Source organism: Streptococcus cristatus ATCC 51100, from assembly GCF_011612585.1.
Classification (GTDB): Bacteria; Bacillota; Bacilli; order Lactobacillales; family Streptococcaceae; genus Streptococcus; species Streptococcus cristatus_H.
Map to the genome: position 1 here is coordinate 395,698 of NZ_CP050133.1, position 17,076 is coordinate 412,773.

General features: G+C 43.4%; 12 protein-coding genes and 3 pseudogenes. 9 read left to right on the forward strand and 6 right to left on the reverse strand.

Annotated features, from left to right (window positions below):
* The first annotated feature begins 11 nt into the window (after positions 1–11).
* The 8 genes and pseudogenes from mecA to HBA50_RS02090 all read left to right on the forward strand — a co-directional run bounded on the left by mecA (position 12) and on the right by HBA50_RS02090 (position 7,910).
* The gene (mecA, locus tag HBA50_RS02055) at positions 12–755 is read left to right on the forward strand and encodes an adaptor protein MecA (RefSeq protein ID WP_005591765.1); all 744 of its coding nucleotides are present in this window, start codon (positions 12–14) and stop codon (positions 753–755) included.
* A complete protein-coding gene (locus HBA50_RS02060) occupies positions 746–1,918 on the forward strand; it encodes a glycosyltransferase family 4 protein (protein WP_045500708.1) in 1,173 nt (390 codons plus the stop codon). The genes mecA and HBA50_RS02060 overlap by 10 nt, the downstream gene beginning before the upstream one ends.
* Positions 1,919–2,001: 83 nt before the next feature.
* A pseudogene (sufC, locus tag HBA50_RS02065) lies at positions 2,002–2,774 on the forward strand (Fe-S cluster assembly ATPase SufC).
* A gap of 41 nt (positions 2,775–2,815) precedes the next feature.
* Complete coding sequence (gene sufD, locus HBA50_RS02070; protein WP_045500710.1) at positions 2,816–4,078, forward strand: Fe-S cluster assembly protein SufD; 1,263 nt, start codon at positions 2,816–2,818, stop codon at positions 4,076–4,078.
* Positions 4,079–4,118: 40 nt separating this feature from the next.
* Complete coding sequence (locus tag HBA50_RS02075; RefSeq protein ID WP_045500712.1) at positions 4,119–5,351, forward strand: cysteine desulfurase; 1,233 nt, start codon at positions 4,119–4,121, stop codon at positions 5,349–5,351.
* The gene (sufU, locus tag HBA50_RS02080; protein ID WP_045500714.1) at positions 5,338–5,775 is read left to right on the forward strand and encodes a Fe-S cluster assembly sulfur transfer protein SufU; all 438 of its coding nucleotides are present in this window, start codon (positions 5,338–5,340) and stop codon (positions 5,773–5,775) included. The genes HBA50_RS02075 and sufU overlap by 14 nt, the downstream gene beginning before the upstream one ends.
* A gap of 17 nt (positions 5,776–5,792) precedes the next feature.
* The gene (gene sufB, locus HBA50_RS02085) at positions 5,793–7,205 is read left to right on the forward strand and encodes a Fe-S cluster assembly protein SufB (RefSeq protein ID WP_045500716.1); all 1,413 of its coding nucleotides are present in this window, start codon (positions 5,793–5,795) and stop codon (positions 7,203–7,205) included.
* 136 nt (positions 7,206–7,341) lie between these two features.
* Positions 7,342–7,910: pseudogene (locus HBA50_RS02090) on the forward strand (hypothetical protein).
* Between the two features lie 113 nt (positions 7,911–8,023).
* On the opposite strand, the gene pbp3 reads toward HBA50_RS02090, so the two are convergent.
* Positions 8,024–9,301 carry a D-alanyl-D-alanine carboxypeptidase PBP3 gene (pbp3, locus tag HBA50_RS02095; RefSeq protein ID WP_045500718.1) on the reverse strand — a complete coding sequence of 426 codons (1,278 nt, stop codon included), beginning with the start codon at positions 9,299–9,301 and terminating at the stop codon, positions 8,024–8,026.
* A 279-nt stretch (positions 9,302–9,580) separates the two neighbouring features.
* On the opposite strand from pbp3, the gene HBA50_RS02100 reads away from it, so the two are divergent.
* Positions 9,581–11,539 (forward strand): peptide ABC transporter substrate-binding protein, encoded by a 1,959-nt coding sequence (locus HBA50_RS02100; RefSeq protein ID WP_045500722.1) that lies wholly within the window; start codon positions 9,581–9,583, stop codon positions 11,537–11,539.
* Between the two features lie 284 nt (positions 11,540–11,823).
* Here HBA50_RS02100 and serS read toward each other — a convergent pair whose 3' ends face one another.
* The 5 genes and pseudogenes from serS to HBA50_RS02130 all read right to left on the reverse strand — a co-directional run bounded on the left by serS (position 11,824) and on the right by HBA50_RS02130 (position 16,522).
* Positions 11,824–13,101, reverse strand: a complete 1,278-nt coding sequence (serS, locus tag HBA50_RS02110; protein WP_045500724.1) for a serine--tRNA ligase — start codon at positions 13,099–13,101, stop codon at positions 11,824–11,826.
* A gap of 213 nt (positions 13,102–13,314) precedes the next feature.
* Positions 13,315–13,686 (reverse strand): DUF956 family protein, encoded by a 372-nt coding sequence (locus tag HBA50_RS02115; RefSeq protein ID WP_005591777.1) that lies wholly within the window; start codon positions 13,684–13,686, stop codon positions 13,315–13,317.
* Positions 13,687–13,756: 70 nt separating this feature from the next.
* A complete protein-coding gene (locus HBA50_RS02120; RefSeq protein WP_045500727.1) occupies positions 13,757–14,668 on the reverse strand; it encodes a PTS system mannose/fructose/sorbose family transporter subunit IID in 912 nt (303 codons plus the stop codon).
* 18 nt (positions 14,669–14,686) lie between these two features.
* A pseudogene (locus HBA50_RS02125) lies at positions 14,687–15,488 on the reverse strand (PTS mannose/fructose/sorbose transporter subunit IIC).
* A gap of 44 nt (positions 15,489–15,532) precedes the next feature.
* The gene (locus HBA50_RS02130; RefSeq protein ID WP_045500729.1) at positions 15,533–16,522 is read right to left on the reverse strand and encodes a PTS sugar transporter subunit IIB; all 990 of its coding nucleotides are present in this window, start codon (positions 16,520–16,522) and stop codon (positions 15,533–15,535) included.
* Between the last annotated feature and the right edge of the window lie 554 nt (positions 16,523–17,076).

Below are 17,076 nucleotides of genomic sequence, written 5' to 3' on the forward strand. Positions count from 1 at the left end.
AGGTTGATGAGATGGAAGTGAAACAGATTAATGATTCGACGATTAAAATCACCATCCAGTTGGAAGATTTGGAAGAACACGGAATGGAAATTGCAGATTTCCTAGTTCCCCAAGAAAAAACAGAAGAATTTTTCTATACTATTTTGGATGAGTTGGAAATGCCGGAAAGCTTTTTAGACAGTGGTATGCTAAGCTTTCGAGTGACGCCTAAGCCAGACAAGCTGGATGTCTTTGTGACGAGATCCAAGATTGATAAGAATTTGAATTTTGAAGATTTGGGAAATCTACCGGATATGGATGAGCTCAGCCAGATGTCGCCAGATGAATTCTTAAAGACTTTGGAAAAAAATATCTTTGAAAAGAGTAAGGATGACCTTGAGGCGGTCAAATCTTTAGAAGCAGCAGAGGCTGATCAGGAGGCCTCTGTAGATTCTTCAGAAGATAGGGAAGAAAATCTAGACCGTTATGTCTACTATATTTTGTCATTTACTGATTTGCAGAGTGCAGTTTCTTTCGCCAAAACGGTTGACTATCCAATAGACCTATCAGAACTTTATAAATACGACTCTGCCTACTATCTGACTATTTTGGTAGATTTGGAAGATCAACCTGCTCTTTATCCAGCTTGGTTACTGGCTAAAATGCGTGAATTTGCTGAGGATACAGATATTACACGTTCTGTCCTACAAGAACACGGGCGTCTGCTTTTGGTGACAGAAGCCATCCAACAGTTGCAGAAAGTTGAATGCGTATGATTGCTTTTCCATTGAAATTCATTTTGGTGCTACTAGCAACATTTTTTGTCGGAGTTTTGCTGACTCCCCTCGTTCGGCTCTTGGCTTTTAAAATGGATGCAGTCGACTATCCTAATGCTCGACGAATCAATAAAAAGCCCATGCCGAGTGCAGGCGGTTTGGCGGTTGTAGCGGCTTTTACCTTGGCAACTTTGGTCTTCATGCCGCAGATTGTTGGCGTCACTTTTTTTGAACAGACTTATTTTGACTATATTTGGCCGGTTGTGTTAGGGGGCTTGATTGTTGCCCTTACGGGGCTTATCGATGATATTAAAGAATTAAGTCCTTTGATGAAGTTAGGGGGGATTGTGCTGGCTGCCTGTCTGATTTGGTGGCTGACAGATTTCCGTTTGGATGATTTTAAGATTCCTTTTGGTGGTCCCCATCTCTTTTTCCCACCTTGGCTATCTTTTATTTTGACCATTCTCTGGATTGTCTCCATTACCAATGCGGTTAATCTCATGGATGGTTTAGACGGCCTTGTTAGCGGGGTCTCCATTATTTCCTTACTAACCATGGGCATTGTTTCCTACTTTTTCTTGCCAGGCCATAATTTATTCCTGACTTTGACAATCCTGGTCTTAGTAGCCTCTATTGCTGGCTTCTTTCCTTACAATTATCATCCAGCCATTATATATGGAGGGGATACGGGGGCTCTTTTCATCGGTTTTATGATTTCGGTCCTGTCTCTACAAGGCTTGAAAAATGCGACGGCGGTAGCGATTGTCACGCCTATGATTATCTTGGGTGTACCGATTACCGATACTTTTTTAGCAATCGTTCGTCGGACTTTGTCTGGTCAGAAATTTTACCAGCCTGACCGTCACCACCTTCATCATAGGCTCTTGTCCTTAGGGCTGACACATCGGGGAACAGTTCTGGTTATCTATGGAATTTCGATGATTTTCTCAATGATTTCTCTCCTGCTAAATGTATCGACTCGCATCGGTGGACTCCTCCTCGTGATTGGCCTTCTGCTAGGTGTCGAACTCTTGGTAGAACTAATAGGTGTTCTGGGTCCACAGAGGACGCCTCTGCTCAATATTCTGCGCTTTATCGGAAACTCTTCTTATCGAGAAGAAGTTCGAGAGAAGAGATACCAAAAGAAACATAAACAAGAATAGTTCTAAACAAAATAAAAGCCTTTTGGGCTTTTTTTTGGTATACTAAAGTATGTAAATCAGCTAAGCAAAGAAAGGAAAAAGAAATGTCTGTCTTAGAAATCAAAGATCTTCATGTTGAAATTGAAGGGAAAAAAATTCTCAAAGGGGTAAATCTTACTCTGAAAACGGGAGAAGTTGCAGCGATCATGGGCCCAAATGGAACAGGGAAATCTACCTTGTCTGCAGCCATTATGGGCAATCCTAACTACGAAGTGACTCAAGGAGAGGTGCTTTTTGATGGGGTTAATATCTTGGAGCTAGAAGTGGATGAACGGGCTCGCATGGGACTCTTCCTTGCGATGCAGTATCCTAGTGAAATTCCTGGTATTACCAATGCAGAGTTTCTCCGTGCGGCCATGAATGCTGGCAAGGAAGACGATGAAAAAATCTCTGTCCGCGACTTCATTACTAAACTAGATGAAAAGATGGAACTGCTCAACATGAAGGAAGAGATATGGCTGAGCGCTATCTTAATGAAGGCTTCTCAGGTGGTGAGAAAAAACGCAACGAAATCCTGCAGTTACTCATGCTAGAGCCAACCTTTGCGCTCTTAGACGAGATTGACTCAGGTCTCGATATCGATGCTCTTAAGGTCGTTTCTAAAGGGGTCAATGCTATGCGTGGAGAGGGCTTTGGTGCTATGATCATCACCCACTACCAACGCCTGCTCAACTATATCACTCCAGACGTTGTTCATGTCATGATGGAGGGGAAAGTTGTTCTTTCTGGCGGTCCAGAATTGGCAGTTCGCTTGGAAAAAGAAGGCTATGCCAAATTGGCTGAAGAGTTGGGCTTCAACTATACTGAAGAAGTCTAGTCAAACATTCTTTTGACTTTGATAAAAGATAGGAGAATGACATGACAAAAGAATTGATTCAAGAATTTTCACAAATTCACGCAGAACCAGTATGGTTGGCTGATCTCCGTCAGCAGGCCTTTGACCAGATTGATCAACTGGACTTGCCAGTCATTGAGCGGGTCAAATTTCACCGCTGGAATCTGGGAGACGGACGACTTTCTGATAGCGAGCCTTTGACCAGTGTGCCAGATTTTACGGCTCTCGGAGACAATCTCAAGTTTATCCAAATGGGAACCCAAACTGTCCTTGAGCAATTGCCAGCTGACTTGGCAGAGCAAGGTGTGATCTTCACAGATTTTCACACAGCTTTGGAAGAAATTCCAGAGCTGGTAGAGAAGCATTTCATGTCCGCAGTCAAGTATGACGAGGATAAATTAGCAGCTTACCACACGGCCTATTTCAACAGCGGTGCGGTTCTTTATGTGCCGGACAATGTTGAGATTGACCAGCCGATTGAAGGAATTTTTTATCAGGACAGCGAAAGCGATGTTCCTTTTAACAAGCATATTTTGATTATCGCAGGCAAGCATTCCAAGGTTAACTACTTGGAACGCTTGGAAACTTACGGTGAAGGAGCTGTTCCAGTAACAGCCAATATCACTGTTGAAGTCATTGCTCAGGCTGGAGCTCAGATTAAGTTTTCAGCTATTGACCGCTTGGGCGAAAATGTAACGGCTTATATCAGCCGTCGCGGTAAGCTGGACAACGATGCCATGATTGACTGGGCCATCGGCGTTATGAACGAAGGCAATGTCGTAGCTGACTTTGACAGCGACCTCTATGGTAATGGAAGCCATGCGGATATGAAAGTAGTGGCGCTCTCAAGTGGCAAGCAAGTTCAGGGAATCGATACCCGCGTAACTAACTATGGCTGCAACTCTATCGGAAATATCCTGCAACACGGGGTTATCCTGGAAAAAGGAACCTTGACCTTCAATGGTATCGGACATATTATCAAAGGCGCTAAGGGAGCAGATGCCCAGCAGGAAAGTCGGGTTCTCATGCTGTCTGACCAGGCTCGCTCAGATGCTAATCCAATCCTACTGATTGATGAGAACGATGTAACGGCTGGTCACGCGGCTTCTATCGGTCAGGTGGATCCAGAAGATATGTATTATCTCATGAGTCGGGGTCTTGATAAGGCGACGGCTGAACGCTTGGTCGTGCGCGGCTTCTTAGGTTCAGTGATTGTGGAAATCCCTGTTAAAGAAGTCCGTGATGAAATGATTGAAAATATCGATATTATTCTCGCAAAAAGATAAAAAGCTGGGCCTTGTCCCGTATAAGTAGATAGGAGTCTTCATGTCTGGATTTAATGCAGAAGCAATCAAGCAAGATTTTCCCATTTTGGACCAAATTGTCAATGATGAGCCTTTGGTTTATTTGGACAATGCGGCGACAACTCAGAAACCTAAGCAGGTGCTGGCAGCTATTGAAAACTACTATTTTAGAGACAATGCTAATGTCCACCGGGGTGTGCATACGCTAGCTGAGCGGGCGACAGCAGCCTATGAAGCAGCCAGAGAAAGAGTTCGTTCTTTTATCAATGTGGCCTCTAGCAAAGAAGTACTCTTTACACGAGGAACCACGACGAGTCTCAATTGGGTGGCTCAGTTTGCGACTGAAAGGCTGCAGCCTGGTGATGAAGTGATGATCTCTATCATGGAGCACCATTCCAATGTCATTCCTTGGCAGGAAGCTTGTAGGAAGACAGGAGCCAAGTTGGTCTATGTTTATCTCAAAGATGGTGCTCTGGATATGGAGGATTTCCATGCCAAGCTCAATGAGCGGACCAAGTTTGTCTCTCTGGCTCATGCTTCTAATGTTCTCGGTATCATCAATCCCATCAAGGAAATTGCCCAGTTGGTTCATCAGCAAGGAGCGCTTTTGGTGGTGGACGGGGCTCAATCCATTCCGCACATGAAGATTGATGTACAGGATTTGGATGTGGACTTCTTCGCCTTTTCGGGGCATAAGATGGCTGGACCTACTGGTATCGGGGTTCTCTATGGCAAGGAAGAACTGCTAGAGCAGATGTCGCCAGTCGAGTTTGGCGGCGAAATGATTGATTTTGTCTATGAGCAGGAAGCGACCTGGAAGGAGCTTCCTTGGAAGTTTGAGGCCGGCACTCCGAATATGGCTGGAGCAATCGGTCTTGCGACGGCCATTGATTATTTGGAAGACTTGGGTATGGATGCCATTGCTCAGCATGAGCAGGACCTGATTGCCTACGTATTTCCTAAACTTCAGGCAGTGGAAGGCTTGACCATATATGGCTCTCAAGATTTAGCTCAGCGCTCCGGCGTGATTGCCTTTAATCTGGATGGTCTCCATCCGCATGATGTCGCGACAGCTCTGGACTACGAAGGAGTAGCTGTTCGAGCAGGTCACCATTGTGCCCAGCCTTTGCTCACCTATCTGCAGGTACCAGCGACTGTACGGGCCAGCTTTTACATCTACAATACCTATGCAGATTGTGACAAGCTGGTAGATGCTTTAGAAAAGACAAAGGAGTTTTTCAATGGCGCTTTCTAAGTTAGACAGTCTTTACAAGGCGGTTGTGACCGACCACTCGGCTCACCCCCATCATCATGGGAAGCTGGAAGATGTGGAGCAAGTAGTTCTCAATAACCCGACCTGTGGCGATGTTATCAGCCTGTCTGTGAAGTTTAATGCGGAAAATCAGATTGAGGATATTGCCTTTGTGAATTCAGGCTGTACTATCTCAACGGCTTCGGCCAGTATGATGACGGATGCGGTTCTGGGCAAGACAAAAGAGCAGGCCCTGGAATTATCAGAAGTTTTCTCGCAGATGGTTCAGGGCCAGGAAGACAGTCGCCAGAAAGAATTGGGAGATGGAGCCTTTTTAGCTGGCGTTGCCAAATTCCCACAGCGGATTAAGTGTGCGACCTTGGGTTGGAATGCCCTCAAGCGAGCAATTGAAGAAGATAAAAAGTAAGAATGTGAAAGGAAATTATGTCAGAAGAAAGAGTAGAACCAAAACCAATTGATCTCGGTGAGTACAAGTTTGGTTTCCATGACGATGTTGAGCCTGTTATCTCGACAGGGAAAGGGCTGAATGAAGCGGTCATTCGTGAGCTTTCTGCAGCCAAGGGTGAACCAGAGTGGATGTTGGATTTCCGCCTTAAGTCCTACGAGGTTTTCAAAAAGATGCCGATGCAGACTTGGGGGCCAGATTTGTCAGAAATTAATTTTGATGACTTGATTTATTACCAAAAGGCCTCTGATAAGCCTGCTAGAAGCTGGGATGAAGTGCCTGAGAAGATCAAGGAAACCTTTGAGCGGATTGGGATCCCAGAAGCGGAGCGAGCTTACCTTGCTGGTGCAGCTGCCCAGTATGAGTCCGAAGTGGTCTACCACAATATGAAGGAAGAGTTCCAAAAGCTTGGGATCGTCTTTACGGATACCGACTCAGCTCTTAAGGAATACCCAGAGCTTTTCAAACAGTATTTTGCTAAGTTGGTTCCGCCGACAGACAACAAGTTGGCTGCCCTCAACTCCGCCGTCTGGTCTGGTGGTACCTTTATCTATGTTCCAAAAGGTGTTAAGGTAGACATTCCGCTCCAAACCTACTTCCGTATCAACAATGAAAATTCCGGTCAGTTTGAGCGGACCTTGATTATCGTTGATGAGGGAGCAAGTGTTCACTACGTAGAAGGATGTACAGCTCCTACTTATTCAAGCAACAGCTTGCATGCGGCGATTGTTGAAATCTTTGCCCTTGACGGTGCCTATATGCGCTATACGACCATTCAAAACTGGTCAGATAATGTCTACAACCTTGTAACCAAACGAGCGCGGGCTATGAAGGATGCGACAGTTGAGTGGATCGATGGAAACTTGGGTGCCAAAACAACCATGAAGTACCCATCTGTTTACCTTGATGGAGAAGGGGCGCGTGGTACCATGCTTTCTATTGCCTTTGCCAATGCTGGTCAGCATCAGGATACAGGGGCTAAGATGATTCACAATGCGCCACACACCAGCTCATCTATCGTTTCCAAGTCCATTGCCAAGGGCGGAGGTAAGGTAGACTACCGTGGCCAAGTGACCTTTGCTCGCAATTCTAAGAAATCTGTCAGCCATATCGAGTGTGATACTATTATCATGGATGACTTGTCTGCTTCAGATACTATTCCATTTAATGAAATTCACAACTCGCAAGTGGCTTTGGAACATGAAGCTAAGGTTTCTAAGATTTCAGAGGAGCAGCTCTACTACCTCATGAGCCGTGGCCTATCGGAATCCGAAGCAACAGAAATGATTGTCATGGGCTTTGTCGAGCCCTTCACCAAGGAACTGCCAATGGAATACGCTGTTGAGCTCAACCGTCTCATCAGCTATGAAATGGAAGGCTCTGTTGGATAAAAGCTTTGGCATCTCTATAGATGAATGGTTGGAGAAGGTCTTGTCTACCTTTGGCTGGCCATCTAATACTTTGTGGGTCTGACTGGTAGTAGTTAAGTGAACAAAGAATTTATGCAAATGCTATTTGGAGGATAAAATGGGGATTTTAAAACGTCTGTTTGGCAAAATAGAAGAAGTAAATAAAGGTGAGGCTGCTTTAGAAGAGCTAGATCAAACTTGGACGATCAATCTGGAAGAAGAGGCCAATGACTTCTGGTTTCAAATGGAACAGAATCTTTTGATCATACTATCAAAGCAGCAGGCGGACTGGACAAAGTGGAGCGTGCTTTCGTTCTTGTCAATTTTAAGCAAGGCCAAGAAACCTTTGAACTGTTTTATCAAGTAGCTGGGCAACTCGTGTCATATAGAGAAATGGATGATGAAGTTGTGCAAAAATTGGAGAAGCAGTTGCTTCCTCAAGCTCCAGAAGTAGCCAAGGCAGTGAACTCGGAGTTTCAGGCTGCGGGTGTTCCCTTGATTGATTATGCGATGCTTCAGTTTTAAACGCAGACAACAGCTTGGTTTGGACGTAAAATCAGGACACATTCACCAATGTCCAGTCTCAGTTTCCAAGAGCTAGTGGCTGGTTGGCGAGCTATGCTGGAGGAAGCTATTCCTAATCATCCCCTTGATAGCGATACTGCCTTACCTTATTTTGAAGGATAAGATGTCAGCAGCGATTTAGTGTCTTCCTTGTTTGAAAGAGGAAGTTTTCGAAAAGCTGTTAAAGGAACCCTAAAAAAGAAGAGCTGATGAAGCTCTTCTTTTTAATTATTCTTTTATAACTTCTCGTTGACAAAGCGGATGAAGTCATTCCACCAGACTTTGAAAATGATAGCTTTTTCAACCTTTTTTTCTGTAATCATAGAAATAGAAGTTTTCTTATTTTCGATGTAGCCCTGGCCGATTGGCTCAGAATCTGTATAAGTGAGGGTGCCCACTACACTACCCTTTTTCAAAGGTGCCCGCAGCTCCTGTGGACTTGGAGTAAAGGTAACTTTATGTTCAGCCTGATTGGCTATCCGTTCTAGGATTACCAGGTCCTCACTAGCAACTGCAGCGACCTTATCCTCTTGGCTGTCTCTAACAGCTACTTGGGAGTTGTTGTATCTTTCCCCTTTTTTGACCAAGACTGTCGGAGAAAAATTTTGCGTAACGTAGGTCATTAGGCTAGATGTAACGCCAAAACGGGTATTAGGGTCGTTATCTTCCTGTGCGACTCCTAAAACAACTGTGATCAATCGCATCCCTTTTTCACTTGTCACGCCGACAAATGAAACACCATTCTGCTCAGATCCTCCTGTCTTCAACCCCTTCACTCCTGTCCGAAAACTAGGAGAGCCTTCCAACATTAAGTTGGGATTTTCTAGTTGGATTCCTGCAAAATTCACATGAGATTTGGAAGTGATGCCAAGGACCTCTGGGTAGTCATCGATCAGATGTGAGGCAATCACGGCTATATCATAAGCACTGAACTTATTGACAGTCTCTTGTTTTTTCTTGCTTTTAGAATTCTCTGCGGCCTCCTCTTCGGTATTGGTAGTTTCTAACGAACCATCTAGTAAACGAATATCCGTACCAGTAGCATTTACAATGGTTGCATCAGAAATATTCCATTCTTTGAGTTTGGCTTTCATCATCTTGACAAAATTTTCCTCACTTCCACCAACTTTTTCTGCCAGAGCAATGGTAGCGCTGTTGGCGCTTGCTAAAAGAGAAGCATTTAGCAAGTCCTTTACCTTGTAGCGTCGCGCTTCCAGAGGCAGGTTCGCGATAGAGGGATTTACTGTCAGCTGGTAAGCATAATCAGAAATATCAACCTCAGTTTCTAGACTCAGTTTGCCATCAGCAATGGCTTCGTAAACCAGATAAGCAGTCAAAATGTTAGTAATAGCACCGACTTCTAGTGGGCTTGTAGCCTCCTTTTCATAGAGGATTTTTCCTGAGTTTGCATCAACAGCAATGGCGCTTTTAGCAGCAATTTCATAGTCATCTGCCAGAACAGGCTTGGCAATCAGGCCAAAGAATAGCAGTAAGAATACAAAAAGTTTTTTCATTTCTTTCCCCTAGATTAGTAATAAATCTATTGTAACATAAAAAAGCCGATATTTTTGATAATCCTATTCAAGAATCCTTGTAAAATATTGAACAGGTTATTATTTATAAGATTTTTTGCATTTTTATGAAAATATATGAAAATGCATAGAAATTTTCCTATACTTTGTTTCAATAAAAATAAGAAAAATGCATAGAATTTTAAAATTTTCTTAAATAAGACTTGTATTTGTCTAGAAATGATGTATAATAATACATAATCTAAAGAAGGAGATTTGCTCATGAAAAAATCTAAATGGTTGGCTATTACTGGTTTGGTTGCAGCATCAGCGCTATTCTTAGCTGCTTGTGGCAAGTCAAGCACCAGCTCGGCAAAGACATATTCTTATGTCTATAATACAGATCCAGATACATTGGATTATGTAAACTCCAATCGCGCCTCCACTTCTGACGTTATTGCCAATTTGGTAGACGGTCTTTTAGAAAATGATCAATATGGGAATCTTATCCCTTCATTGGCTGAAGACTGGACTGTGTCTAAAGATGGCCTAACTTATACTTATAAGTTGCGTAAGGATGCTAAATGGTACACAGCAGAAGGTGAAGAGTATGCTGCTGTCAAGGCGCAAGACTTTGTCACAGGGCTCAAGCACGCTGCAGATGAAAAATCAGAAGCCTTACCAATCGTGCAAAACTCTATCAAGGGCTTGGATGCTTATATCAAAGGAGAAAGCAATGATTTCTCTACTGTCGGTGTTAAGGCGATCGACGACTATACGGTTCAATACACCCTGAATCAGCCAGAAAGCTACTGGAATTCTAAGACAACGATGGGCATTCTCTTCCCGATTAACGAAGAATTCCTGAAGAAAGAAGGCAAAGACTTTGGTACCGTGAAACCTTCCGGTATCCTCTACAATGGTCCATATGTATTAAAGTCATTTACTTCTAAGTCTGTTATCGAATATTCTAAAAACCAAAACTATTGGGATAAGGACAATGTGAAGATCGAAGATGTCAAGTTGACTTACTACGATGGTTCTGACCAAGAGTCATTGATCCGTAACTTTACTGATGGTGCTTACACACAAGCTCGTCTCTATCCGACTAGCTCAAACTACGCATCAGTAGAAAAGAAATACAAAGACAACATCATTTTTACTCCACAAAACTCAACTAGCTATTTCTATGCCTTTAACTTGAATCGTCAGGCTTATAGCCACACTTCTAAGACAGATGTCCAAAAAGCTGCCAGCAAAGAAGCAATTCAAAATAAAGACTTCCGTCAAGCAATCAACTTTGCTTTTGACCGTAAATCCTTTGGTGCCCAGATGAATGGTAATGAAGGAGCAACGAAAATTATCAGAAGCTTGCTTGTGCCTCCTAGTTTTGTGCAAGTAGATGGCAAGGACTTCTCAGATGTCGTTGAATCACAACTGGCTTCTTATGGGGATGAATGGCAAGGTGTCAAATTAGCTGATGCTCAAGACAGCATTTACAACCCAGATAAGGCCAAGGCAGAATTTGCTAAGGCAAAAGAAGCTTTGCAAGCACAGGGAGTTGAATTCCCAATTCATCTAGATGTACCAGTTGACCAGACAGATAAAATCATGGTGCAGCGGACCAACTCTTTCAAACAATCTGTTGAGGCAGCTCTAGGCCAAGAAAACGTTGTGATTGACGTGCACCAAATGTCATCAGACGATTTTGATAACTCTACTTACTTCGCAGAAACAGCTGCCCAAAAGGACTATGACCTCAATATGTCTGGTTGGTCAGCGGACTATCAAGATCCAGTGACTTATTTGAATATCTTTAACCCAGAAACAGGGGATATCTTGGACAATATTGGTTTGACAAAAGGCCAAAACCAAGACCTTGCTTCTAAGGTTGGTTTAACGGACTACAAAGCGCTTTTGGATCAGGCAGATGCAGAAAAGCAAGATACCAATGCTCGCTATACCAAGTATGCAGCAGCGCAGGCTTGGTTAACAGATAGTTCTATTGTCATCCCGTCTATTTCTGCAGGTGCTTCACCAATGGTTCAAAAGGTCGTACCATTTACCAAAGCCTACTCTTATGTAGGTATCAAGGGTGATGTCTATGTATTTAAGGGAATGGAGCTTCAAGATAAGGTTCTGACAGTAGCTGATTATCAAAAGGCTTTGAAAAAATGGGAAAAAGAAAAAGAAGAATCAAATAAAAAAGCTCAAGAAGAGTTAGCAAGTCACGTTAAGTAAAAGAAAAGAGGCTGGGACAAAAGTCCTAGCCTCTCAATTGTCTTTGGATTGTCGAGCAAAGACGCAGTGGCTGAGTGGGCTCTACTACGCTGATCTCATCAGCTTTTACAGCCCTACTCAACTGTGCGGAGGTGGGACGACGAAATCGAATTCTAACGAATTACCGATTTCTGTCCCACACTCTTTAAAGTAGAAAATCCTATATTTCGTTTATTTTTTTGAACTGTTGGATTTCTCCTCAACTAGAATAAGAAAAGGTCCGATTGTTTCGGACCTTTCATTGTTTATTTTGGTGCGATGACTTCCAAGCCGCCCATGTAAGGACGTAGGACTTCAGGAATGGTCACAGAACCATCTTCGTTTTGGTAATTTTCTAAGATAGCAGCGACTGTACGTCCGACAGCCAGTCCAGATCCATTGAGAGTGTGGAGGAGTTTGACCTTGCCATCTGCTTCGTCACGGTAGCGGATTTGGGCACGACGAGCTTGGAAATCTTCTGTGTTAGAGCAGCTAGAGATTTCACGGTAGGTGTTCTGAGCTGGAATCCAGACTTCCAAGTCGTAGGTTTTAGCAGCTGAGAAGCCCATGTCACCAGTAGAAAGAGCAACGACACGGTAAGGCAGATTGAGCTTTTGCAGGATGTTTTCTGCATTGGCAGTCATCTTTTCCAGTTCTTCATAAGATTCTTCTGGCTTGGCAAATTTTACCATTTCAACCTTATGGAATTGGTGCAGACGAATCAGACCGCGCGTGTCACGACCGGCAGAACCAGCTTCAGAGCGGAAAGATGGGCTCATAGCTGTGAAGTAGATTGGCAATTCTTTGCCATCTAAAATTTCATCTCGATAGTAGTTGGTCAGTGGAACTTCAGCAGTCGGAATCAGAACGAAGTTAGTATCGCTTAGCTCAAAGGTATCTTCTTTGAACTTAGGATATTGTCCAGTACCAAACATAGAGTCATGGTTGACCATATAGGGAGTGATGACCTCCGTATAGCCTTCTTTGCCATGCTCATCCAGCATGAAGTTGTAGATAGCGCGTTCCAAACGAGCGCCCAAGCCCTTGTAGAAGAGGAAGCGGGCCCCAGTAACTTTTGCGCCACGTTCCCAGTCCAGAATGTCCAAGTTTTCGCCCAAATCCCAGTGAGCCTTAGCTTCAAAGTCAAATTGGCGAGGTGTACCCCAACGGCGGACTTCTACATTGTCATCCTCGTCTGCTCCGACTGGCACGCTATCGTGCGGAATGTTTGGTAGGGTTGTAGTGAACTCGGTTAACTTAGCATCCAAGTCAGCTAAAGTAGCATCTAAGTCCTTGATTTCAGCAGATAGTTTTTGCATAGCAGCAATCTTGTCATCTGCATTTTCTTTGTTGCGCTTGGCTTGGGCAATCTCTGCAGAAACGGTGTTGCGTTCTGCTTTGAGATTTTCTACTTTCACCAGTAAATCACGTCTTTGCTCATCAATTTCCTTCATTTGATTGAGCACATCAGCTGCTACGCCACGGGTAGCTAATTTCTCTGCGACAGCATCAAAGTCTGTCCGAATACGTTTTAAATCTAACATAAAACCTCCAAAAAATAAAAGCACACCGAGGAAACTGTTGGAGCGGCTAGGCCGCGGTTCCATCCAACTTCACAGGTGTGCACTTGATTATGTATGTAGTTGTCTTACAACGGTAGAATTTCACACTAGGCTCCTATCTGCTCGCAGCACCCGCAGACTTTCTGAAAGAAGCGATAGCCTTACTTATCCGTTTCCTAGATTATACAGGATTTTCTATTTTTTTGCAAATAGATTTTTAAAGAATTGCCCAATTGTTTGGATCAAAGTAGGTAATTTGACAACTTTCTCATTTCCGATATGTTGTCGTGCAATTTTGAGAATTTTTCCAGTGTCCTTGGAGGCAAAGAGAAACTTGCCCTTGTCTGTAAACACTTCAAAATGGCGGCTGACATTTTTCCCAGAGACATTGGCACCGATCTGCTGGATGCTAGACCAAGGCAGTTGGATATAGTCTTCTACATTAGCGTCGGCGTAGAATTCCAGTGCAACATCACCAACTAAAAACTTCCCAACCTTGCCACCTAAACCCAGATAGGAAACCCCTGTCGTTTGAAATTCAATCGATTTATTTTGCGATTGCGCCATAGAACATCTCCCTTTTAAATACTATAGCTATTATACCATAATAAAAAGAAGGCCGAAACCTTCTTTTTAATTACATCAAACCAATAAGGCGGGCAACGATACCAACAACGAAAAGTCCGATGATGATTGTGATTGGAGAAACTTTCTTCTTAAGCAACCACATGCAGAGGAAGGTAAGGAGAAGTCCCATCAAACCTGGAATCAAAGAGTTAATTTGTCCTTGGAGTGTATTTGCTTTTTCAGGAGTCAAACTCAGTCCGCCTGCAACATCACCCAAGATTTTTTGAAGTTGCTCGCCAGTTACAGCACCTTTAGGGAAGTTGATGTAAGCTCCCTCAGAGAGTTTTGTAGATGGCAATTGAAGCGCAAAGCTAACGTTTACCCAGCGTGCAACCAATACAGCTAAGATAAACATACCAAGGATTGAAGCACCTTTAGTGATGTCTTGAAGGATACCACCAGACATGTCTTTAGTGATTTCAGAACCAGCCTTGTAACCCAATTCTTGAGTGTACCACAAGAAGGCCATACGGATTGCATTCCAAAGAACGAAGAAGAGAAGTGGGCCGATGATATTTCCTGACAGAGCAAGAGATGCACCGAGTGCTCCAAGGATCGGACGAACTGTGAACCAGAAGACTGGGTCACCGATACCAGCCAAAGGTCCCATCATACCGATTTTAACCCCTTGGATAGCTGCATCGTCAATTTCTGCACCATTTGCTTTTTCTTCTTCAAGGGCAAGTGTTACACCGATGATTGGAGCAGCAACGTATGGGTGAGTATTGAAGAATTCCAAGTGACGCTCAAGAGCAGCAGCTTGATCTTCTTTTTTAGTATAAAGTTTCTTGAGAGCTGGAATTAAAGAATAAGCCCAACCCAAGTTTTGCATACGTTCATAGTTCCAAGAACCTTGCAAGAAAGTAGAACGCCACCAAACTTTTTGACGGTCTGATTTAGATAATTGAATTTTTTCAGTCATGATATAGCAGCTCCTTTCTTAGTAGTCTTCTAGGATATCGCCGATTGGGTCGTTAGATGTAGCAGAACCGCCACCACCGTTTCCGCCTTTCTTAGAAAGGTTGAGGTAGATAAGGGCGATTGCTACACCGATAGCACCGAGGGCAATCAAAGTCAATTGGCTAACAGCAGCAAGAGCAAAACCGATAGCAAAGAATGGCCATACTTCGCGAGTTGCCATCATGTTGATAACCATAGCGTAACCAACGGCAACAACCATTCCCCCGCCGACAGCCATACCGCCTGCCAACCAATCAGGCATCATAGCAAGCAATTTTTGCACTGCTTCTGCAGGGATAGCAAGAAGAAGGGCTGCAGGGATAGCGATACGAAGTCCTTGGAGAAGGAGAGCTACAAAGTGCGCACGTTCAACGCTAGCAAAGTCGCCTTTTTTAGCAGCAGAGTCTGCAGCTAAAAAAGGCAACAGAGATAGTACGCACAATCATAGTAAGGAAGAGACCAGCTACGGCAAGAGGAATCGCGATTGTAGTTGCAACTGTGATACCTTTGTCAGTGAAATCTCCACCTTGAACCATGATGATGGCAGCGGCAACTGAAGCCAAGGCAGCGTCAGGAGCAACGGCAGCACCGATGTTAGCCCAACCAAGAGCGATCATTTGAAGAGATCCGCCAAGGATAACACCAGCAGTTAAGTTACCAGTTACAAGACCGATCAAGGTACATGCAACCAATGGTTGGTGGAATTGGAATTGGTCCAAGATACCTTCAAGACCAGCTAGGAAGGCAACAAAGACTACTAAAACCATAGAAATAATAGACATGTTTTAAATCCTTTCATAATAATATGAGAGCGAAACGGTTCAGATTATTGAACGTTGGCTTTGTTAATTAAGTCAAACAAATCTTTCTTAGAATCATTTGGTACTTTACGTACGTCGAATTCAACTCCGAGGTCACGCAATTTTTCGTAAGTTGCCACGTCGTCCTTGTCCATTGACAGAACGTTGTTGACCATTGTCTTACCAGTTGAGTGAGCCATTGAGCCGACGTTTAGGGTCTTGATTGGCACACCGCCTTCGATAGCGCGTAGGGCATCTTGCGGAGTTTCAAATAAGATAAGAGCGTGCGTATTACCAAAGCGTGGATCTTTTGAAACAGCAATCAGCTTATCAATTGGAACAACGTTTGCTTTAACATTACCAGGTGCAGCTTGTTTGATGAGCTCTTTACGAAGTTCATCCTTAGCTACAGAGTCAGAAGCAACGATGATACGGTCTGCTTTTGAATCTGGAGTCCAAGCTGTTGCAACTTGTCCGTGCAACAAACGTGTATCGATACGAGCAAGGTTGATTTTGAGCTTGCCGTCTCCGATAACAGTTCCTTCTGGGATAGCTGCTTGAGCAACTGGTTCAGCAGCAGGAGCAGCGCTTTCTAAGACTGGATTTAGCTCTTCTGGAAGTGCTTTGACACCTTCCTTAGCTTCCTTGATAATGTTTGCAACGACAGCATCTACGCCAGCGTTTGCATCCATCATGCGCTCTGTGTAGGCTTGAATTAGCATAGGCAGGTTCAAACCTGTAATAATCGCGAACTTGCGGTCTGGATTTTCACCCATGACACGGCTAGCTTGGTTAAATGGAGACCCACTCCAAAGGTCAGCCAAGACCAATACCTCATCGTTCGCATCAAACGAAGCCACAGCGTCATTGAATTTTGCATACAGATCATCAGGACCTTCGTTTGGCATGAAAGTTACAACTTGAACTTTTTCTTGCTCACCAAAAATCATAGAACCTGACTGATGAATGCCGGCAGCAAATTCACCGTGGCTGGCAATAATGATTCCAATACTCATTATTGTTTTTCCTCCTTATAAAATGTTTGACTTAAGTTTAAGAAAACTTTAAGGCTAACTATTATTATAAAACGTTTTCATGAAAAATGCAAGTACCTGAATCGAGGCGACAATTATTTTCAAATTCTATTTCTAGTGAAAAACGCTGTTATATCAGCCTTTTTTGATCTTTTCTTCTCACTAAATAATTAGATGAAGATTAGATCGCTAATGTAACTAGGTTAATATATGAAAGTGGATGAAAATTTCTATGAAAATGCTTATCTGATAAATTGATTAGAAAGTGAATTTATATAGGAAGAATTTATAGCTGAAGTCCAAGAAGTATTTTACAAATCATCTATTTTCTGCTATAATCTTTTTTAGAAAGAATTCTCATTGTCTACTTTTTAGCGAGTCTGGGTGGGTGGGAGCCAGATAGGGAAGCAGTGCAGATGGCGCTTTCGGTTAACATTTTTAAACGTAATGAAGTAAAAAATTAGGGTGGAACCGCGTTTTGACGCCCCTAGGTCGCATAGCCTAGGACTGTCGGATGTGGTTCTTTTGCTTGTTCA

Excerpts from the sequence above, each read along its gene's own strand:
- HBA50_RS02060 (WP_045500708.1), top strand. The coding sequence starts at position 746 with ATGCGTATGATTGCTTTTCCATTGAAATTCATTTTGGTGCTACTAGCA.
- serS (WP_045500724.1), bottom strand. The coding sequence starts at position 13,101 with ATGTTAGATTTAAAACGTATTCGGACAGACTTTGATGCTGTCGCAGAG.
- mecA (WP_005591765.1), top strand. The coding sequence starts at position 12 with ATGGAAGTGAAACAGATTAATGATTCGACGATTAAAATCACCATCCAG.
- HBA50_RS02130 (WP_045500729.1), bottom strand. The coding sequence starts at position 16,522 with ATGAGTATTGGAATCATTATTGCCAGCCACGGTGAATTTGCTGCCGGC.
- sufU (WP_045500714.1), top strand. The coding sequence starts at position 5,338 with ATGGCGCTTTCTAAGTTAGACAGTCTTTACAAGGCGGTTGTGACCGAC.
- HBA50_RS02075 (WP_045500712.1), top strand. The coding sequence starts at position 4,119 with ATGTCTGGATTTAATGCAGAAGCAATCAAGCAAGATTTTCCCATTTTG.
- HBA50_RS02115 (WP_005591777.1), bottom strand. The coding sequence starts at position 13,686 with ATGGCGCAATCGCAAAATAAATCGATTGAATTTCAAACGACAGGGGTT.
- pbp3 (WP_045500718.1), bottom strand. The coding sequence starts at position 9,301 with ATGAAAAAACTTTTTGTATTCTTACTGCTATTCTTTGGCCTGATTGCC.
- HBA50_RS02100 (WP_045500722.1), top strand. The coding sequence starts at position 9,581 with ATGAAAAAATCTAAATGGTTGGCTATTACTGGTTTGGTTGCAGCATCA.
- sufB (WP_045500716.1), top strand. The coding sequence starts at position 5,793 with ATGTCAGAAGAAAGAGTAGAACCAAAACCAATTGATCTCGGTGAGTAC.
- HBA50_RS02120 (WP_045500727.1), bottom strand. The coding sequence starts at position 14,668 with ATGACTGAAAAAATTCAATTATCTAAATCAGACCGTCAAAAAGTTTGG.
- sufD (WP_045500710.1), top strand. The coding sequence starts at position 2,816 with ATGACAAAAGAATTGATTCAAGAATTTTCACAAATTCACGCAGAACCA.